Here is a 15,999-nt window from a genome sequence, read left to right as displayed (position 1 = left end):
GAATTACTTATAAAGAGCTGATGTTTTGCATCAGCTCTTTTTTGATCGGTGCGTTAACTTGCCGGCACATATCCATATTGCAGGATAAGCTGTTTTGCCCTTTCAGAACGGATAAAGTCGATAAACTTGCGGCCATCTTCAGACAAAGAGTGAGTTTTGTACAGCAGGATAAATGGGCGCGAAAGCTGATATCTCTGTGATGCTATATTATCAGGCGTGGCAGAAATGCCTTCAAAGGTGAGTTCGTTAACCGAACTGTCCACCGACGCACTGGAGATAAACCCTATTGCTTGCGGGTTATGGTTAACCAGCATTTTTACCATGCTGTTGCTGTTTACCACTAAGGCAGAGGGAGTGATTTCAGAAACCTGATGCTTGTTGACGACTTTAATCAGTCCCATCAGAGCTTCGAAGCTTCCCCTTGAACCAGAAGACTGTTCGCGTGTGACGGCAGCAATATGACGGTCTTCTCCGCCTAATTTATTCCAGTTAGTGAGCTTCCCCTTATAAATATTGAACAGTTGCTCGCGGGAAATGTTTTTTACCGGGTTACTATGATGTGTCACTACAGCCAGTCCGTCGAAAGCGAAAGGAATAACCGTCAGTTTTTCGTCATATTCGGCTTCTGTCATATAGCGGGAAATCATACCGATGTCAGCTACATTTTTCTCTACCATGGCGATACCGGCAGTAGAGCCAATACCTTGTACGGCGACATAAGCCGCTCCTCCGGAAGCATTAAACTCTTCTGCGAGCACATCCATTATTCTGCTCACTGAGGTTGATCCTGACACGGTTATCTGACTGGCATTTACCGTTGTTGAAAAAATAACGCCGGTCAGCAGGGCAACCAGAACAACACGAAACATAGAAACTCCTAACGGGTGGAAAATAAAACCACAATGCTAACCTGTACGTGTGTCATTTTTGTGACTAATGGTATTTCTATGTGGCGTCAAAATGCAGGATTAAGAGTTACATCAAGGCGAGTACTATACATTTAGTCACGTATGTTGTTAGTATTGATATAGTGCCGTTGACAAGGTGGCAGAGATGTATAAATCAGAATTAGATCAGTTCAGGCTCGAAAAATCCGTACGTGGCATGTGCTCCAACCGTAACCGCGGTATACCGGCTGAGCTTGGCAAAGTGCAATATGAAATGTATGACAACGGAGTGTTGTTTACTAAGCTCTGTTTTTTACTGGATTCCGCACATATTAACTATGAATGTCCGGTTGCCAAGATGGAGTTTAATCCACAGCGCAATGAATGGTTGTTGTTTGTTGCTGAGTGTGAAGAGAACAGCGAAGAGCTTCTGAACTGGCTGCCATATCCTTATCTTGCCTCAAGTAATGACTTCAAAGTTTTACTTAATGAGCTGGAGCATGACCCTAAACAGTTATTCTGGTAGAAGCTGACATTTACTTGGCAGACAGAAATGAAAAAGGAGAACGTATGTTCTCCTTTGTAGTTTAATACCTTATACCACCGCCTATGGCGGCTGTCTTTTATACAGAAGTCCCTCGCATAATGTGAGGGATTTTTTTTGAACTTAATTCTTGGTTTACGATCAGATCTTTAACGGACTTAGTTGAGGGTTTTGAGATGATTAAAAGCAATAGTGATTGGGCTGAAGAGCAATTTGGTCATGCTAAACTTGGAGACCCAAGAAGAACGGCTAGACTTGTAAAAATGGCATCAGACTTAGCTCAGCATCCAGGTAAATCGGTAGTGAAATCATCTCATTCTCCAGCAAGTATGGAGGGCGCTTACCGATTTATTCGGAACGACAATGTCTCATCAGACGATATTGCCGAAGCAGGCTTTAAAGCAACTGCAGATCAAGTTCATCGTTACCCTCTCCTTCTCGCGTTAGAAGATACAACTACCTTAAGCTACAAACATCGCTCTATTAGAGCGGACTTAGGACATGTAAACCAAGGTAATCGTTATAGGGGGTTGTTTGCCCATAGTATTTTGCTGTTTGCTCCTGAAACTCTCGACGTTATTGGGTTAGTTGAACAACAACGATGGACGAGAGATATCAAGACTCGAGGTATCCGTCGTAAGGGGTTGAAACGACCTTATGAAGAAAAAGAAGGTTATAAATGGGAAAGAGCATCACGCAATATGGCAGCCCGTTTAGGTACCTCGATGGTTAACGTAATATCAGTTTGCGATCGCGAGGCCGATATCTACGATTACCTCATTTATAAAATGGCGAATCAGCAACGTTTTGTTGTGCGGTCGATGATGAGCCGTCATATAGAAGAAGGCTCAGACAAGCTTTATCACTTTGCATCAGAACTTCAAAGTGTGAAGCAACGTCAAATCCAAATAGCTCAAAGGGGTGGCCGGAAAGCTCGTGAAGTCACTCTGGATGTAAAATATGCAGCAGTGACTTTAAAAACACCCTCAAACAAAAAAGGAGCTCCTATTTCTCTCAACTATGTTGGCTGCTCCGAAATCGGTGATGGAGAAAAGAGGCTCAATTGGCATATTTTAACTAATGAGCCAGTTAATAGTGCAGAAGATGCATTAAAAATTATTGGTTACTACGAAAAACGCTGGTTGATTGAGGAGTATCACAAGGTCTGGAAAACTGAAGGGACAGGAGTTGAAGAGCTTCGGTTACAAAGTAAAGATAACTTAGATAGGTTAGCAACAATTTATGCGTTTTTAGCAGTAAGAATTTTCCAATTGAAATTTGCCAATGAGCAAATCGAAGACGTTAGTTGTGAGAAAATCTTGTCCTCAAGAGCATGGAAGTTGCTTTGGCTGAAAAGAGTAAAGACACCACTTCCAAAGGAGGTTCCAACAGCAAAATGGGCTTATGAACACCTCGCAAGACTTGGCGGTTGGAAAGACAGCAAAAGAAATGGAAGAGCGTCAGTTAAGACGCTCTGGGAAGGATGGCTCAAACTACAAGCCATCCTTGAAGGCTACGAACTCGCTCTGTCTCTTGAGCAGGACTTGTGATCAAGAGACAGCCGCCTATGGCGGTGGTGAGTGCTTGCAGAAATATTTATTTCTGGGTGATATGCTGACGGAACTCTTTTGGCGTCATTCCCTGAACCCCCTTAAATGCAGTACTGAAGTGGGCTGCACTCTTAAATCCGGATTCAAATGCGATTTGAGCAATGGATTTATTGGATAAACGCAGTTTCGTAGCCGCGTGGTTTACCCGTTTAACTTTAAGTATCTGCGAGAAGCTAAGATCTTCAGCCGCTAAGCGGCGTTTTAGTGTGGCGATAGAGATGCCAAGGAAGTGAGCCGTCATATCCAGTGAAACATCGTTTTCGATATTGAGCTCGATAAAACCAATAACCTTCTGAGCAGTACTTTGATTACATGCGCTACGGACAATAGGCTGAAGACCCGGTGCAACATGGATAATCTCAAACAACAGAGCTTGTGCCAGTGCCTCCAGTGTTAACTCAGAACTTTGGTTTGCCTCTTTGGCTTCAATTAACAATTGAAGAGTCTGCATTGCGATGTTATGTTCGCTACCTAAAGCGTAAACACTCTCTTCTGCATCAGCTTTAAGTTCATTATGAGCTGAACAGGTTTCGCAAAACTGCCGGAACAGGCTTGGTTCAAAAGTGATCACATCGGCCAGAAAATGGCCGTTGTCAGCAAAAGATTCCAGATTTCTGAGTTGATCTGAGTGGTAGATAGTAAATTCACCCGCTCTTAGATGATGGATGTCATCACTGCGAGTCTTATAGGTTAATGACCCTTCCCGGACAAAAATAACACCGCATTGCGTTACGGGGTAACGATCTCTCTTCCGGGCAACAAATACTTCATGCTTATAGATTGTTATTCTTGACATATTTCTTCATTACTATTTACAAGGGACTTAGGTTAAGTCCCTAAGAATTATAGATTACTACTTTAGAATACTAGCTATCTTCTGTAGTAATGGCTGAGTTAGCAAAACTTTTTGCAGGTTTTGCGACAATGTTGCGATTTTCAACATGCACTTCGGTGAGTATCAGTTCTACCACATCGCCTAATTTGTAAACGTGATCATTGTCGATAGATACTGTCCCTGCCTCCCCATTACACTCAATTCGTTGTTTATCCTCGAGTATCAGAGAACTTGGAACAAACGCTGTCGCGCCGTTTTCAATCAGACGAACGCGCATTCCCGGCCGGTTGATATCAAATATCTCACCATTGAATAGCGTCTTGTTCTTCGGCTCATCTTTGAGTGTACGGGCATAAAGCCAGTCGGCGACATTTCTTTCAGCAATTTTGTGATGTTTACGATGTAATGAGAGCTCCTCACCGACACTGTCATCCGGTTTTTGCTCTGGCTCTTTGTTTAAGATATGAGCTTTAAGTAGCCTGTGGTTGACCATATCACCGTATTTTCTGATCGGTGAGGTCCATGTGGCATACACATCCAGTCCCATAGCAAAATGAGGTGCTGCACTGTTGCCAATTTCGCTATATGCCTGATATTTTCTGATGCGATTATCCAGATAGCTGGTTTCCTGATCATTCAGCCAACGGCGTAATTCACTGAAGCCTTCCAGTGTTGCGACGGATTCTTCGGTAAAAGGTAAGCTGCTATCAGGATTAACCAGTTCTACCACGTCTTTAATCTTCTCGTTTTTAAAGCCTGAGTGAGTATTAAAAACCCCAATGGCTAAGCTGCTGTCCAATACTTTGCCGGCACAGATATTGGCAGTCACCATGGCCTCTTCTACCAACCGGTTTGCACTGCGTCGTTTGTCGGCATGAATGGCGATAACGTCGTTATCTTCACTTAGTTCAAAACGATAGTCCGGACGGTCAGGGAAAACCACGGCATTGGTTTGACGCCACTCAATACGGGTTTTGGAGAACTCAGACAAATCAGTAACGACCTGAGCGATAGTTTCGTCTGGTTGCCAGTTTGTGCTCTCGCCGGCTTCCAGCCAGTCAGATACGTGATCGTAAGCTAGACGGGCATGGGATTTAATATTAGCTGCGAAGAAGCGGATATCATCTTCTATTGTACCGTCTTGCTTAACAGAAACAGTACAACATAGGGCAGGGCGCTCTTCACCTTCAATCAGGGAGCAGAGGTTATCTGCCAGATCTCTTGGTAGCATCGGAATATTGCGACCCGGAAGGTAAATGGTGAAGCCCCGCTCACGCGCCACTTTATCCATATCATCATCAGCTGAGATATACGCTGTTGGATCAGCAATCGCAATGGTCAGCTCAAAGTCACCATTCTGTTTGCGTTTTGCGTAAAGGGCATCATCCATATCTTTGGTGGACTCACCATCGATAGTAACAAAAGGAACATCCGTCATATCAACACGCTGCAGATCAGCGTCATCCTTGATCTGCCAGTTAACAATACCTGCCGGTTCACTGTTTGGCAGATCATTCTGCGCCAGTGTTACCCACCATGGAGCGATTTTGTCATTGGCGTCAGTGATTTTTTCACTGATTTCAACAAAGAAGCTGTTATCACCATTTAAGGGGTGACGAACAAGGTGAGCAACAACCCAGTCACCTTCAGCCAGAGTCTCCGGGTTAAGACCTTTACGAGCCTTAGCCTTCAGGGAAGCACGCTTAAGCTGAGGGATATCAGGTACCACATTCAGCCGGCCTTTAAACATTTTTACCCGGCCTATAAATCTCTCTAGATTGTGTTCTATCAGCTCGTCTGGTTCAGCAACCTCTTTTTCATTTTCAGTACGGATAAGGGCGACAACTTTATCGCCGTGAAGGCATTTCTTCATATACGGCGGCGGGATAAAGAAGCTATGCTTACTGTCGACTTCCAGAAAACCAAAACCTTTGTCTGTTGCTTTAACAGTACCTTCTTTTTTAGGAATGCTCTCTTTGATTTGCTGCTTGAGCTGGGCTAATAGAGGATTGTCTTGAAACATTGATAGATTTTTAAACCTTTGAAAACGGTGGGAAGTACGTTTATTCCCGTTCTCCGCATTCGTGTTCAGGCTATTCAGCCGGGTGAGATTATGCGGAACATATGTGTGAAACCTTTATAGGGCTGCATATTACTAGGTAATAGGTTAATTGTATATCTGACAACTCATTATCCAGTCTTAATAATAAAACGATCTTGCACTCCGTCCGGGCGACGAATAAACCTGCACAACTATACTTTAAGTGCTGGTTGTAGGCTATCAGGGAGGAGACTATGTCGATTATAACGTCATCAACTATGCACGATTGCAAGGTAAGTGCACACGGTAATATGTCTGTTGCAATGGCAGATATCACCCTTAACCGTGCAGGAGAAATGGATGTTGTCGAATTGCTTAATGTGCCAGTCGGCACAAAGCTGGTTGGTATGAGGGTAATGACAGAAGGGCTTGGAGAAGCTGTCTCTCTGGATATTCATGTCGGCGACACTATGCTTGCAACAGATATCCCTGTATCTGAGCAATGTCAGACAATGCTGCCATTGATGCCTGTAATACTTGAACATTCAGAAACTCTGGCCGTCACCATTAAAGGCGGAATAGCAACCGGACGCTTAATTGTGATGCCGGAATATCTGTCCGTAGGTTATATGGGGCAATAAAGAGTGAAAAGTTGGCCGTGCAATGCGGCCAGCTCCTGATACAAGCCTTTGTTCGTACTTTTTAGCTCAGTTAGAAGCACGCATAAATTTTGTGGGTTAGCTCCGTTTTTTGTCGATTAAATGGGCAGAAAACCAGTTTCGAGACAAAAGTGTGATGCATTTCAATTTTTTCTGGCTTTTTATCTGTTTTTAGGGCATTATCCCGACCCCTTAGAGATGTCCCTAACGGCTTGTTGCGTTTTTATACTAGTTCTGCACCTGAATGGATTCAATACTAGACGGTATTTGAAATTGGAAGAGCACATGGGACCGATGTTTAAATTGATATATTAGGATCCCAATGCAAGATTCCGAAATTAAATTCAGCGACTTAGAGCTGAATGACGCCCTATTGTCTGCACTTGATGAAATGGGCTTTGTGTCTCCTACTCCTATCCAGTCTGCTTCTATTCCGTTTCTTCTGGAAGGTCGCGATGCACTAGGTAAAGCGCAAACAGGTACAGGTAAAACTGCCGCCTTCTCTCTGCCGATTCTGAACAAGATCGATATCAAGCAGTACAAGCCTCAGACCATTGTTCTGGCTCCGACCCGTGAGCTGGCGATTCAGGTTGCTGCAGAAATTAAAAACCTTGGCCGTAATGTTAAAGGTCTTAAGGTTCTTGAGATCTACGGTGGTGCTTCTATCGTTGATCAAATGCGCGCCCTTAAATCTGGTGCTCACATTGTTGTTGGTACTCCGGGTCGTGTGCAAGACCTGATTAATCGTGATCGCCTGCATCTGGACGAAGTAAATACGTTTGTTCTGGATGAAGCCGATGAAATGCTGAACATGGGTTTTGTGGACGATGTTACTGCGATTATGGAGCACGCTCCTGAGTCTGCCCAACGCGTACTGTTCTCAGCAACTATGCCTCCGATGCTTAAAAAGATTGTTGACCGCTTCCTGCGTGATCCAGCGCGTATTGACGTTGCCGGTAGTAATCACACAGTAGAGAAAGTAGAGCAGCAGTTCTGGGTAGTTAAAGGCGTAGAAAAAGACGAAGCAATGACTCGTCTGCTGGAAACCGAAGAGACAGATGCTTCAATTGTATTCGTACGTACCCGTCAGGACACTGAGCGTCTGGCAGATTACCTTTCTGCCCGTGGCTTTAAAGTTGCTGCCCTTCACGGTGATATTCCTCAGTCACTTCGTGAGCGTACTGTTGATCACATCAAAAAAGGTGTTATCGATATTCTGGTTGCAACGGATGTTGTTGCCCGTGGTCTTGATGTGCCGCGTATCACACACGTATTTAACTACGATATTCCTTTCGACGTTGAATCTTATATTCACCGTATTGGCCGTACTGGCCGTGCCGGTCGTAAAGGTAAAGCGATCCTGTTGGTTCGTACCAACCAGATCCGTATGCTGCGCACCATTGAGCGTGTTACTCGTTCAAGCATGGAAGAGATTCAGCTTCCTCTGCGTGACAAAGTAGCAGAAGCCCGCCTTGAGAAACTGGGTGCTGAGCTGGAAGGTGAGAAAGAGAACGCCTCTCTTGAGAACTTTGCTGAGCTGGTAGGTAAGCTTCAGGAAACTCTGGAAATTGATGCAACAACTCTTGCTGCAATGCTGCTTAAGCGAGCACAAGGTAAGCGTCCTCTGTTCTACAAAGGTCCTGATCCTATGATTGCTGCTATTGAGCGTGATAAGCAACGTCGTAAAGAGCGTCGCGAATCAGGTCGTGATGGCCGTGATGGTCGTCGTGGTGAAGGTCGCAGCTTTGGTGGTTCAACTCAGGATTGGGATACTTATCAGCTTCAGGTTGGCCGTGAGCAGGGTGTTCAGGTTAAAGATATCGTTGGCGCACTGGCAAACGAACTGGGTCTGACCAAAGGTTCAATCGGTGCTATTAAACTGGCACAAGGCCACACTTTTGTTCAGCTGCCAAAAGCGATGAACTCTGATACTGCAGGTAAGCTGCGTAAGCTACGTATCCGTCAGAAAGAAGTAGGTGCAGTAGTATGTGACTTTGATGATTTCCGTGAGTCTCGTGGTCGCCGTGAAGGTGGCAGACGTGACGGTGGTCGTCGTGATGGTGGTTACCGTGGCAATCGTGATGGTAACCGTGATGGTAATCGCGAAGGAAATCGTGGTGGTTATCGTGGCAACCGTGACGGTGAGCGTCGCTTCGACAGAAACCGTGGTGGTGACCATCGTGGTAATTACCGTGGCGAACGTGGCCATGGCCGTAGCGAAAACCGCGGCAACCGCAGCAGAGCGGAAGCGTAAAATCTGATTTGTAAGAAAGCCGGGTAACTAACCCGGCTTTTTTACGCCTGAAGAAAAGCCGTTTTTTCTCATCAGTAATGAACTTCTCTTTCAGTGACATGCCGTACTCAACCCTTAGTCAGTATTTTGCCTGATTCATATTTATCCCTTGTAACTAGCTGCATATTCACTTTGCCTGCTTATTTTGAATCTTCAAGGATGCAAAATTGTTTAAAAGAGGTTCTTGCACCGAAAAGCATCTGTTTCCCATATGCAACCAGAATGTGAAAATGTCGCATAATTCAGATAAAAAATTTTATTCATGCAGCGAAATAAATTCAAAATTGACATTGGTCAATAAAAATCGATTGCTATGGTAAAATAAACTCAATAAAAGTTGAAACATTCAAAAAATATTGAATAATGGATAAACAATCGGAACGCAATTAGCGTAAAAACTACTCTGAATAGGAAATGGTTCTCATGTCAAACAACTTCGTGCTGGTAATTAACTCAGGAAGTTCATCATTGAAGTTCGCTGTAATCGATGTGCAAACAGGTGATGCAGTATTAAGTGGGTTAGGTGAATGTTTTGGCCTTGAAGACGCACGTATGGGCTGGAAATTTCAAGGAGAAAAGTCAGAAGTTGCTATCACAGAAGATGGGAGCCACCATCAGGCAGCAATCGCCAAACTGGTTAATCTGGTTAGCGAGCTGGGACTGACAGAGAGCATTGTTGCTGTCGGCCACAGGGTAGTTCATGGTGGAGAGACTTTCACTAAATCCGTACTTATTGATGAGAAGGTTATTGCCGATATTGAGGCTGTTCAGGATCTTGCACCGCTCCACAACCCGGCTAATATTCTTGGTATTAAGGCCGCTCTGGAGGCATTTCCTTCTCTACCACAGGTTGCTGTATTTGATACGGCATTCCATCAGACCATGCCTGAGAAAGCCTTTACCGGTGCTATCTCTAACAAGCTTTACAAAGAGTATGCTATCCGTCGCTACGGTTTCCACGGAACCAGCCATTACTATGTAAGCCGCGAAGCTGCCAAGATGCTGGACAAGCCGATTGAACAGTCAAGTTTTATCTCTGTTCACTTAGGTAACGGTGCTTCAGTTTGTGCCATCAGCAATGGTAAGAGCGTAGATACGTCTATGGGCTTTACGCCACTTGCTGGTCTGATGATGGGCACACGTTGTGGTGACCTTGACCCGGGTATCATTGAGTTCCTGATGAAGAAAGGCTGGACGCAGGAGCAGATTTTTGACGAGCTGAACAAGAACTCAGGCTTCCTGGGTGTGTCCGGTTTAACCAGCGATGCACGCGGTATTCTTGAAGCAATGGAAGAGGGCCATCAGGGTGCCAAGCTGGCGTTTGAGGTATTTACCTACCGTGTAGCTAAATATATCGGCTCTTACATGATCCCGCTGGATAGCCTTGACGGTATCATCTTTACCGGTGGCATTGGTGAAAACTCGCTACCGATTCGCCGCGAAATTCTGAGCTACCTGAACCTGTTCGGCTACAAAGAAGACTGCGCAGCAAACGAAGCGGCACGATTTGGTAACAGTGGCATTATCACAGAAGAGAACAGCCCTATTGCTATGGTTATCCCGACCAATGAAGAGCTGGTTATCGCACAGGATGCTGTTGCGCTGATTTAATCTATACAGTCTGACAGAGACTAAAACGCCAGCGTTCGCTGGCGTTTTGCTATTTTTCTGATTAAAAGTGTATTTCAAAGACTATAAAACCTTAGATAAAAACTTTTTCAGCCTCGGGTTGGCCGGGTTATCGAAGAAACGATCCGGTGTATCTGAAACCAGCAGTTCACCATCTTCCATAAACAGTACCCGGTCGGCTACTTCGCGGGCAAAGCCCATTTCATGGGTCACCACCACCATAGTCATACCTTCTTTGGCGAGATCTTTCATTACATCCAGCACTTCACCGACCATTTCCGGATCCAGAGCGGAAGTTGGTTCATCAAATAACATGATGTTGGGTTTCATTGCCAGTGCCCGGGCAATGGCAACACGCTGTTGCTGGCCACCGGACAGGTGGTTAGGGTAGTTGCCCATTCTGTCAGCCAGACCCACTTTGTACAGTAAATCCTTCGCTTCCAGCTCTATTTCAGCCGCGTCGCGGTTGGATACTTTTAACGGTGCCAGCATAACGTTGCCAAGGGCGGTCTTATGCGGGAAAAGGTTGAATCCCTGAAAAACCATACCTACATCTTCACGTAGCTTGTTGATATCCGTTGATTTGGCATACATATCGATGCCGTCAACGGTGATTGAGCCGCTGTTAATGGTCTCCAGTTGGTTAATGGTGCGCAGGAAAGTTGACTTACCAGAGCCTGACGGACCGACAATAACGATAACCTCTCCCTTATCCACCTGTACAGATACATCTTTAAGTGCATGGCAGCCGTTCGGATAGATTTTATTTACCTTGATTGCAGAAATGATATGTTCCATTTTTTTCTCCAATTAATCGCTTGCCGCAAGTTTCTTTTCAAGTGCCTGAATTGCCCATGACAGGCTACTGGTCAGGATCAGGTAAAGTGCTGCAACCGTGAACCACACTTCAAATGGAGCAAAGCTACCGCTGACCACTTCACGACCGGCCTTAGTCAGATCGGTAATGGAAATAACCGAAACCAGAGAGGAGTCTTTAATCAGGTTAATAAACTGTCCGGCAAGTGGAGGCAATGTCTGCTTAAATGCCTGAGGTAAAATGACGTAAATCATCGCTTTAGGGTAGTTCATACCCAGTGAGCGGGCGGCTTCCATCTGTCCTTTCGGAATGGACTGAATACCGGAGCGGACAATCTCTGCAACATAGGCAGCAGTGAAGACAGAAAGGGCGATAACACCAGCGGTAAAACGCTCTAAATCTAATACGGTGCCGATAAAGAAATAGACAATAAAGATCTGTACAAGAAGTGGGGTACCGCGAATGATCTCGATATAAACTACTGAGAGTTTCTTTAATGCCGGATTACTTGAAATCCGCATTAAGCCGATAATAAGGCCTAACGCCAGTGCGATAGCTAGTGACCAGAGAGAAATCTTGATGGTGACAATCACCCCTTCAAGAATTGGCCCGATACGCCACTCTTCAATTGTTGCAAGGGTGTCGCCTTCAAAGATAAGGTCGCCTTCATAAACATCTACAGAGTCGTACTTGCTCAGGTCGACGACAATGTCACCACTTAGGTTTTCTAAAGCCAGCTGGTTGTTTGCAGTCAAAACAATGTTGCCATCTTCCGGTGCAGTAATGGAAGATGCTGCATTTGTGGCTATATATGGTACGACACGTTCCCAATTCCAGTTATAGTCAATTCGCTTGCCAGACAGGTAAATCAGTCCGCAAATTGAGAGCAAAACAAGAACAAAAACAGCATTCCAAATCAGGGATTTAATATTCGTTTGCATATGATTCCGAGAATTGATTTCGTTTAAATGCGAATAGTTCCAGCGAGTAACTTTACCAAGCTACTGCTGGAACTTGATGCGATGACCTATTGAACTGGCGGGTTATTTAACCTGCTTCAGCCACTTGTCGTCGTTAAACCATTTGTTGTAGATACGATCGTAGGTACCGTCACCTTTGATTTGACGAAGATAGCCATTCAGGAAGTTAATGGTGTCCGGGTTACCCTGAGGGACTGCCCAGCCCAGAGGTTCATAGGTGAATGGTTCAGACAGGTGAACCAGTTGACCTTTGTTCTCTGCGTTGTAGATTGAGTTGTACGGTAAGTCGTACACAAACGCATCAACTTTGCCGTTTGCAACTTCAAGAACAGCTTCTGACTGAGTTTCGTAAAGGTTAACTTTAGCTTTTGGCAGGTAACGTTTAACCGCTTGTTCGCCGGTAGTACCCAGCTTAGTTGCCACAACAAAGTCAAGGCTGTTCAGGTCACGATAGTTGGCTACTTTGCCTTCATGCTTAGGGTTAACAAGAATAGACTGACCGATAATGACGTACGGGTCAGCAAAGTTCACCTGAATGTTACGCATAGGGGTAATCGTCATACCGCCCATAATCATGTGACACTTACCAGTCAGCAGGGTCGGAATAATGCCGTCCCATGCAGTATTTACCGGTACATATTTCACGCCGATTGCGCGAGCCATCTGTTTACCTAAATCAACATCAAAGCCAATGTACTGACCGCTTTTGGCAGTCATTTCAAATGGCATATAACCTGAATCAAAACAGACTTTTAGTTCACCGCTGCTTTTAATATCGTCAAGAATTGGATCAGCAAGAGCGGGCGTAGAAGCGGCTACTAACAGCGCAGCAGCAGAAAACAGCTTTTTCATAGATATTCCTTTATCATTTGTTAAAAATTTTTTATACATTAACAGAAAACAAAAAACCACAAAATATTCATAATTTAGGCAAAATAACCCTGATATATGCCAAATATATTGCTTTGTTATGCTTAAGTATTCACATGTTTGTTGGTTATATTGCTACATCTTATATTGAGTAGTTATATAAAACAATTTACTAATAAGTTATTTTGATTATAAAAAATTACTATTAGCTATGGATTATCACTGTCTCATCACTGAAAAATTGTGTAAGGCGTGAAACTGGCGGATACGTGGCTGCACAGCAAAGTGTAGAACATGCTGCTGTTCGTCTCTTTTTAGTGAGAGTCTGTTTGCCGGAAAGCGGAGCCTTTCTTTGAAGCTAAATAGTTGATGATAGATAGTCGATTGATAAACGGCCGGTAAGGTCTACCAGTGAATTATTGCCAGTGGATATAACGGGATACGATTTTGTCATACTCAGAGCTTGTCTCGCCCTCTTTTTTAATCTTAAGCAGGTCGATGCCTTTTTGTAACCGCTGTACAAGGCTGTCATCTATATCATGGTTAAAGGCGTAGTAGAGGCTGACGGTCTGTAACACATAAACCACTTCAAAAGCGTTAGGGTCTATACCGGCTTTTTCTGTTGACCAAAGGGCGACTTTTTCTTCGTAGGACCAGAGTTGAATGCGGTCATGAAAAAGCATTCTGGCAAGGGGGACTGCTGTGTTGGCGTATTCTATCCTGTTTTGCGAGGCGCCGGCTTCAAGCACAAGCTGTTCGCCAATATCGTCGAGTACAACCCCGATAGAATACTCAGCAAGATCTTCAGGGGTATTAATAACAATATTGTTGGACTTCTTAGCCAATACAACAATCCGGGTGTCGCCTATAGGCCCCGCCCATTTGAACAACTTCTCTCTTTGCCGGGTTCTTCCGGTAGAAAAAAGGACGGTATCCGGAGTATTGAGAACAATGCGGTAGTCGCGGGCCCAGGGGTAGAGCTTTATCGCCTTCATACTGACTTCTGCATCGACTTCTTTACTGGCTTTGCGCAGCAGATCGACAGCAATGCCAGTGATTTTGCCGTTTTCAGTAAATTTATAGGGCGGGTACTCTTCAGTAAAGTAGGTAAGGCTACCCAAAGCAAAGCCCGTAGCGGAATAACCAATTAATAACGCAAATAGAATCAGTTTTCTTAGTCTAACGTTCACAGATAACCTGTTGCAGAATAACACTATTCAGATACCTCTAATGATAGGCTAGCGGTGTAAATAAATAGCAGTAGTACATCAAATATTTGCTTGTTCGATGTTCTTGTAGATGATTTTGTAACCATGGAGTGTAATAAGGCCGGCTATCTATATAAGGTTATTTGCTTTTGCTCACAAATTGACAGCCTGCTTACCGCTATGTTTCAGTTATGAAATAGGGCTCTGCTAAACTTGATCAATATAAATAAAAATAGACAAACGTCTAATGGCTAGTAAGTAAATAATCATGCTAAGTGCTTTTATTTTAGGCGGAGTGATCCTGATGGTTTTCCTGGGTTGCCTCGCATATCAGACAGGTGTTAAAAAATCGATAGAAAGTACCACTATCCCACTGTTTATGCTTAATAAGCAGGGAGGGGTGGTGCTTCGCAATTCTGCAACGCAGTCTCTTAAGTTTCCCACTCTTTTTCTTGGCGGCGTTCACTATGTATGTACTGATTTAGCGATTTATCTTAAATCCGTTAGTGAGCAGTCTGAGTTTATGTATGAGTTTACCGATGAAGCGAGCGGAAAAGAGTTTAAGTTCGAAGGGAGAAAGGTCTGGTATAGGGGACAGTTTCAATGGCTGGTTTCAGTAAGGCGGCAGGTCGATCGCGCTTCAGCTGAAGAGATTTCCCGTCATAGCCGGGTTCTGATTCATAATGTGATTCAGTCACTGCCTGATGCCATTGGTATGATGGATGAAGATTACCGTTATCAGGCATGCAACAAAGCTTTTACTCTGGCGCTTGGTATTGATAACCCTGACGATTTGGTCGGACATACACTTGAAGAGGTTGCCAGTAAAGAAGTAACGGAAAAGTTTTATTACTCTGATAAGAAGGTTCTGGCTACTGGTGAGTCGTTTCATATTATTGACGAAGTGGTTGATGAGAGTGGTAATAAGCAGTGGCTGGAGGCAAGAAAGACAGCCTATACAGATCCTGTCACTAACCGTAGAGGCATATTTATTTTTGCCCGTGATATCAGTGAAAAAGAGTCAACAAAAGAGAAACTTACTTTCGCAAATAGTACTCTGAAAAGGTTAAGTTATCTGGATGGCTTAACAGAGTTGGCTAATCGCCGCTATTTTGATGAGACTCTACTTGCAGAGTGGCAGAATCATGTTAAGACACAGATGCCACTCACGGTAGTTAAGTGTGATATTGAAGATTTTGCCGGCATTATCGAACAATACGGTACTAAGATTGCGGAGCAAGTGATTGTTCAGGTTGCCAGAATACTTGAGACATCTATGTTGAGATCTGAAGATAGGGTATATCGCTTTTCCGGTGAGGAGTTTGTACTGATACTGACAAACTCTGGTCAGGAAAGTGCTGAAACCCTCATTGAGCGGATAAATAAAAGCGTAAATAAGCGCAACCCGTCAAAACAGATTGCCGCGCTAGAGCAGGATATTCAGGTTAATCTGGCATCCTATAGTTCTGTCCCGGATAAAAATAGTTCTGTAACCACTATTCTTAACGAACTGGATCAGGCAATGCATAAGCTGCCAGATTCAGCTTCGGCCGATAAAATTCATGCAGCATAGTGGGCGATAACTTTGCTGCATAAATAACAGAGAAGCGACTAACAGTTTCACCA

The 15,999-nt window shown here is 44.2% G+C and carries 13 protein-coding genes; 6 read left to right on the top strand and 7 right to left on the bottom strand.

The window, feature by feature from the left end:
• Nucleotides 1-53 precede the first annotated feature (53 nt).
• A complete protein-coding gene (locus PK654_RS20485; protein WP_271699226.1) occupies nucleotides 54-869 on the bottom strand; it encodes a phosphate ABC transporter substrate-binding protein in 816 nt (271 codons plus the stop codon).
• 184 nt (nucleotides 870-1,053) lie between these two features.
• Here PK654_RS20485 and PK654_RS20480 point away from each other — a divergent pair, with 184 nt between their 5' ends.
• Both PK654_RS20480 and PK654_RS20475 read left to right on the top strand, forming a co-directional pair.
• Nucleotides 1,054-1,413, top strand: a complete 360-nt coding sequence (locus PK654_RS20480) for a DUF3024 domain-containing protein (protein ID WP_271699225.1) — start codon at nucleotides 1,054-1,056, stop codon at nucleotides 1,411-1,413.
• Between the two features lie 194 nt (nucleotides 1,414-1,607).
• On the top strand, nucleotides 1,608-2,981 hold the full coding sequence (locus PK654_RS20475; RefSeq protein WP_271695076.1) for an IS4 family transposase: 1,374 nt from the start codon (nucleotides 1,608-1,610) through the stop codon (nucleotides 2,979-2,981).
• 46 nt (nucleotides 2,982-3,027) lie between these two features.
• On the opposite strand, the gene PK654_RS20470 is transcribed toward PK654_RS20475, so the two are convergent.
• The gene (locus PK654_RS20470) at nucleotides 3,028-3,837 is read right to left on the bottom strand and encodes a helix-turn-helix transcriptional regulator (protein WP_271699224.1); all 810 of its coding nucleotides are present in this window, start codon (nucleotides 3,835-3,837) and stop codon (nucleotides 3,028-3,030) included.
• Between the two features lie 70 nt (nucleotides 3,838-3,907).
• Nucleotides 3,908-5,899, bottom strand: coding sequence for an exoribonuclease II (gene rnb, locus PK654_RS20465; RefSeq protein WP_271699223.1), 1,992 nt, complete (start codon nucleotides 5,897-5,899; stop codon nucleotides 3,908-3,910).
• Nucleotides 5,900-6,171: 272 nt separating this feature from the next.
• Here rnb and PK654_RS20460 point away from each other — a divergent pair, with 272 nt between their 5' ends.
• The 3 genes from PK654_RS20460 (at nucleotide 6,172) to PK654_RS20450 (ending at nucleotide 10,480) form a co-directional block, all read left to right on the top strand.
• Complete coding sequence (locus tag PK654_RS20460) at nucleotides 6,172-6,558, top strand: hypothetical protein (protein WP_271699222.1); 387 nt, start codon at nucleotides 6,172-6,174, stop codon at nucleotides 6,556-6,558.
• 340 nt (nucleotides 6,559-6,898) lie between these two features.
• Nucleotides 6,899-8,830 (top strand): DEAD/DEAH box helicase, encoded by a 1,932-nt coding sequence (locus PK654_RS20455; protein ID WP_271699221.1) that lies wholly within the window; start codon nucleotides 6,899-6,901, stop codon nucleotides 8,828-8,830.
• Between the two features lie 462 nt (nucleotides 8,831-9,292).
• Nucleotides 9,293-10,480: an acetate/propionate family kinase gene (locus PK654_RS20450; protein WP_271699220.1), complete on the top strand. Its 1,188-nt coding sequence runs from the start codon at nucleotides 9,293-9,295 to the stop codon at nucleotides 10,478-10,480.
• An 81-nt stretch (nucleotides 10,481-10,561) separates the two neighbouring features.
• Here the strand turns inward: PK654_RS20450 and PK654_RS20445 are convergent, their stop codons facing one another.
• From PK654_RS20445 to PK654_RS20430, 4 genes are all read right to left on the bottom strand, one after another.
• A complete protein-coding gene (locus PK654_RS20445) occupies nucleotides 10,562-11,296 on the bottom strand; it encodes an amino acid ABC transporter ATP-binding protein (RefSeq protein ID WP_271699219.1) in 735 nt (244 codons plus the stop codon).
• Nucleotides 11,297-11,308: 12 nt separating this feature from the next.
• Nucleotides 11,309-12,256 carry an amino acid ABC transporter permease gene (locus PK654_RS20440; RefSeq protein WP_271699217.1) on the bottom strand — a complete coding sequence of 316 codons (948 nt, stop codon included), beginning with the start codon at nucleotides 12,254-12,256 and terminating at the stop codon, nucleotides 11,309-11,311.
• Nucleotides 12,257-12,358: 102 nt separating this feature from the next.
• Nucleotides 12,359-13,147 carry a transporter substrate-binding domain-containing protein gene (locus PK654_RS20435; RefSeq protein ID WP_271699216.1) on the bottom strand — a complete coding sequence of 263 codons (789 nt, stop codon included), beginning with the start codon at nucleotides 13,145-13,147 and terminating at the stop codon, nucleotides 12,359-12,361.
• A gap of 434 nt (nucleotides 13,148-13,581) precedes the next feature.
• On the bottom strand, nucleotides 13,582-14,355 hold the full coding sequence (locus tag PK654_RS20430) for a substrate-binding periplasmic protein (RefSeq protein ID WP_271699214.1): 774 nt from the start codon (nucleotides 14,353-14,355) through the stop codon (nucleotides 13,582-13,584).
• 286 nt (nucleotides 14,356-14,641) lie between these two features.
• On the opposite strand from PK654_RS20430, the gene PK654_RS20425 reads away from it, so the two are divergent.
• A complete protein-coding gene (locus PK654_RS20425) occupies nucleotides 14,642-15,946 on the top strand; it encodes a diguanylate cyclase domain-containing protein (protein ID WP_271699213.1) in 1,305 nt (434 codons plus the stop codon).
• Nucleotides 15,947-15,999 lie beyond the last annotated feature (53 nt).

Source organism: Vibrio sp. SCSIO 43137 (assembly GCF_028201475.1).
GTDB lineage: Bacteria > Pseudomonadota > Gammaproteobacteria > Enterobacterales > Vibrionaceae > Vibrio.
This window is presented reverse-complemented; position numbering and strand designations above follow the sequence as displayed.

Coding starts and splice junctions, on each gene's coding strand:
- PK654_RS20485 (WP_271699226.1), bottom strand. CDS start 869: ATGTTTCGTGTTGTTCTGGTTGCCCTGCTGACCGGCGTTATTTTTTCA.
- PK654_RS20480 (WP_271699225.1), top strand. CDS start 1,054: ATGTATAAATCAGAATTAGATCAGTTCAGGCTCGAAAAATCCGTACGT.
- PK654_RS20475 (WP_271695076.1), top strand. CDS start 1,608: ATGATTAAAAGCAATAGTGATTGGGCTGAAGAGCAATTTGGTCATGCT.
- PK654_RS20470 (WP_271699224.1), bottom strand. CDS start 3,837: ATGTCAAGAATAACAATCTATAAGCATGAAGTATTTGTTGCCCGGAAG.
- rnb (WP_271699223.1), bottom strand. CDS start 5,899: ATGTTTCAAGACAATCCTCTATTAGCCCAGCTCAAGCAGCAAATCAAA.
- PK654_RS20460 (WP_271699222.1), top strand. CDS start 6,172: ATGTCGATTATAACGTCATCAACTATGCACGATTGCAAGGTAAGTGCA.
- PK654_RS20455 (WP_271699221.1), top strand. CDS start 6,899: ATGCAAGATTCCGAAATTAAATTCAGCGACTTAGAGCTGAATGACGCC.
- PK654_RS20450 (WP_271699220.1), top strand. CDS start 9,293: ATGTCAAACAACTTCGTGCTGGTAATTAACTCAGGAAGTTCATCATTG.
- PK654_RS20445 (WP_271699219.1), bottom strand. CDS start 11,296: ATGGAACATATCATTTCTGCAATCAAGGTAAATAAAATCTATCCGAAC.
- PK654_RS20440 (WP_271699217.1), bottom strand. CDS start 12,256: ATGCAAACGAATATTAAATCCCTGATTTGGAATGCTGTTTTTGTTCTT.
- PK654_RS20435 (WP_271699216.1), bottom strand. CDS start 13,147: ATGAAAAAGCTGTTTTCTGCTGCTGCGCTGTTAGTAGCCGCTTCTACG.
- PK654_RS20425 (WP_271699213.1), top strand. CDS start 14,642: ATGCTAAGTGCTTTTATTTTAGGCGGAGTGATCCTGATGGTTTTCCTG.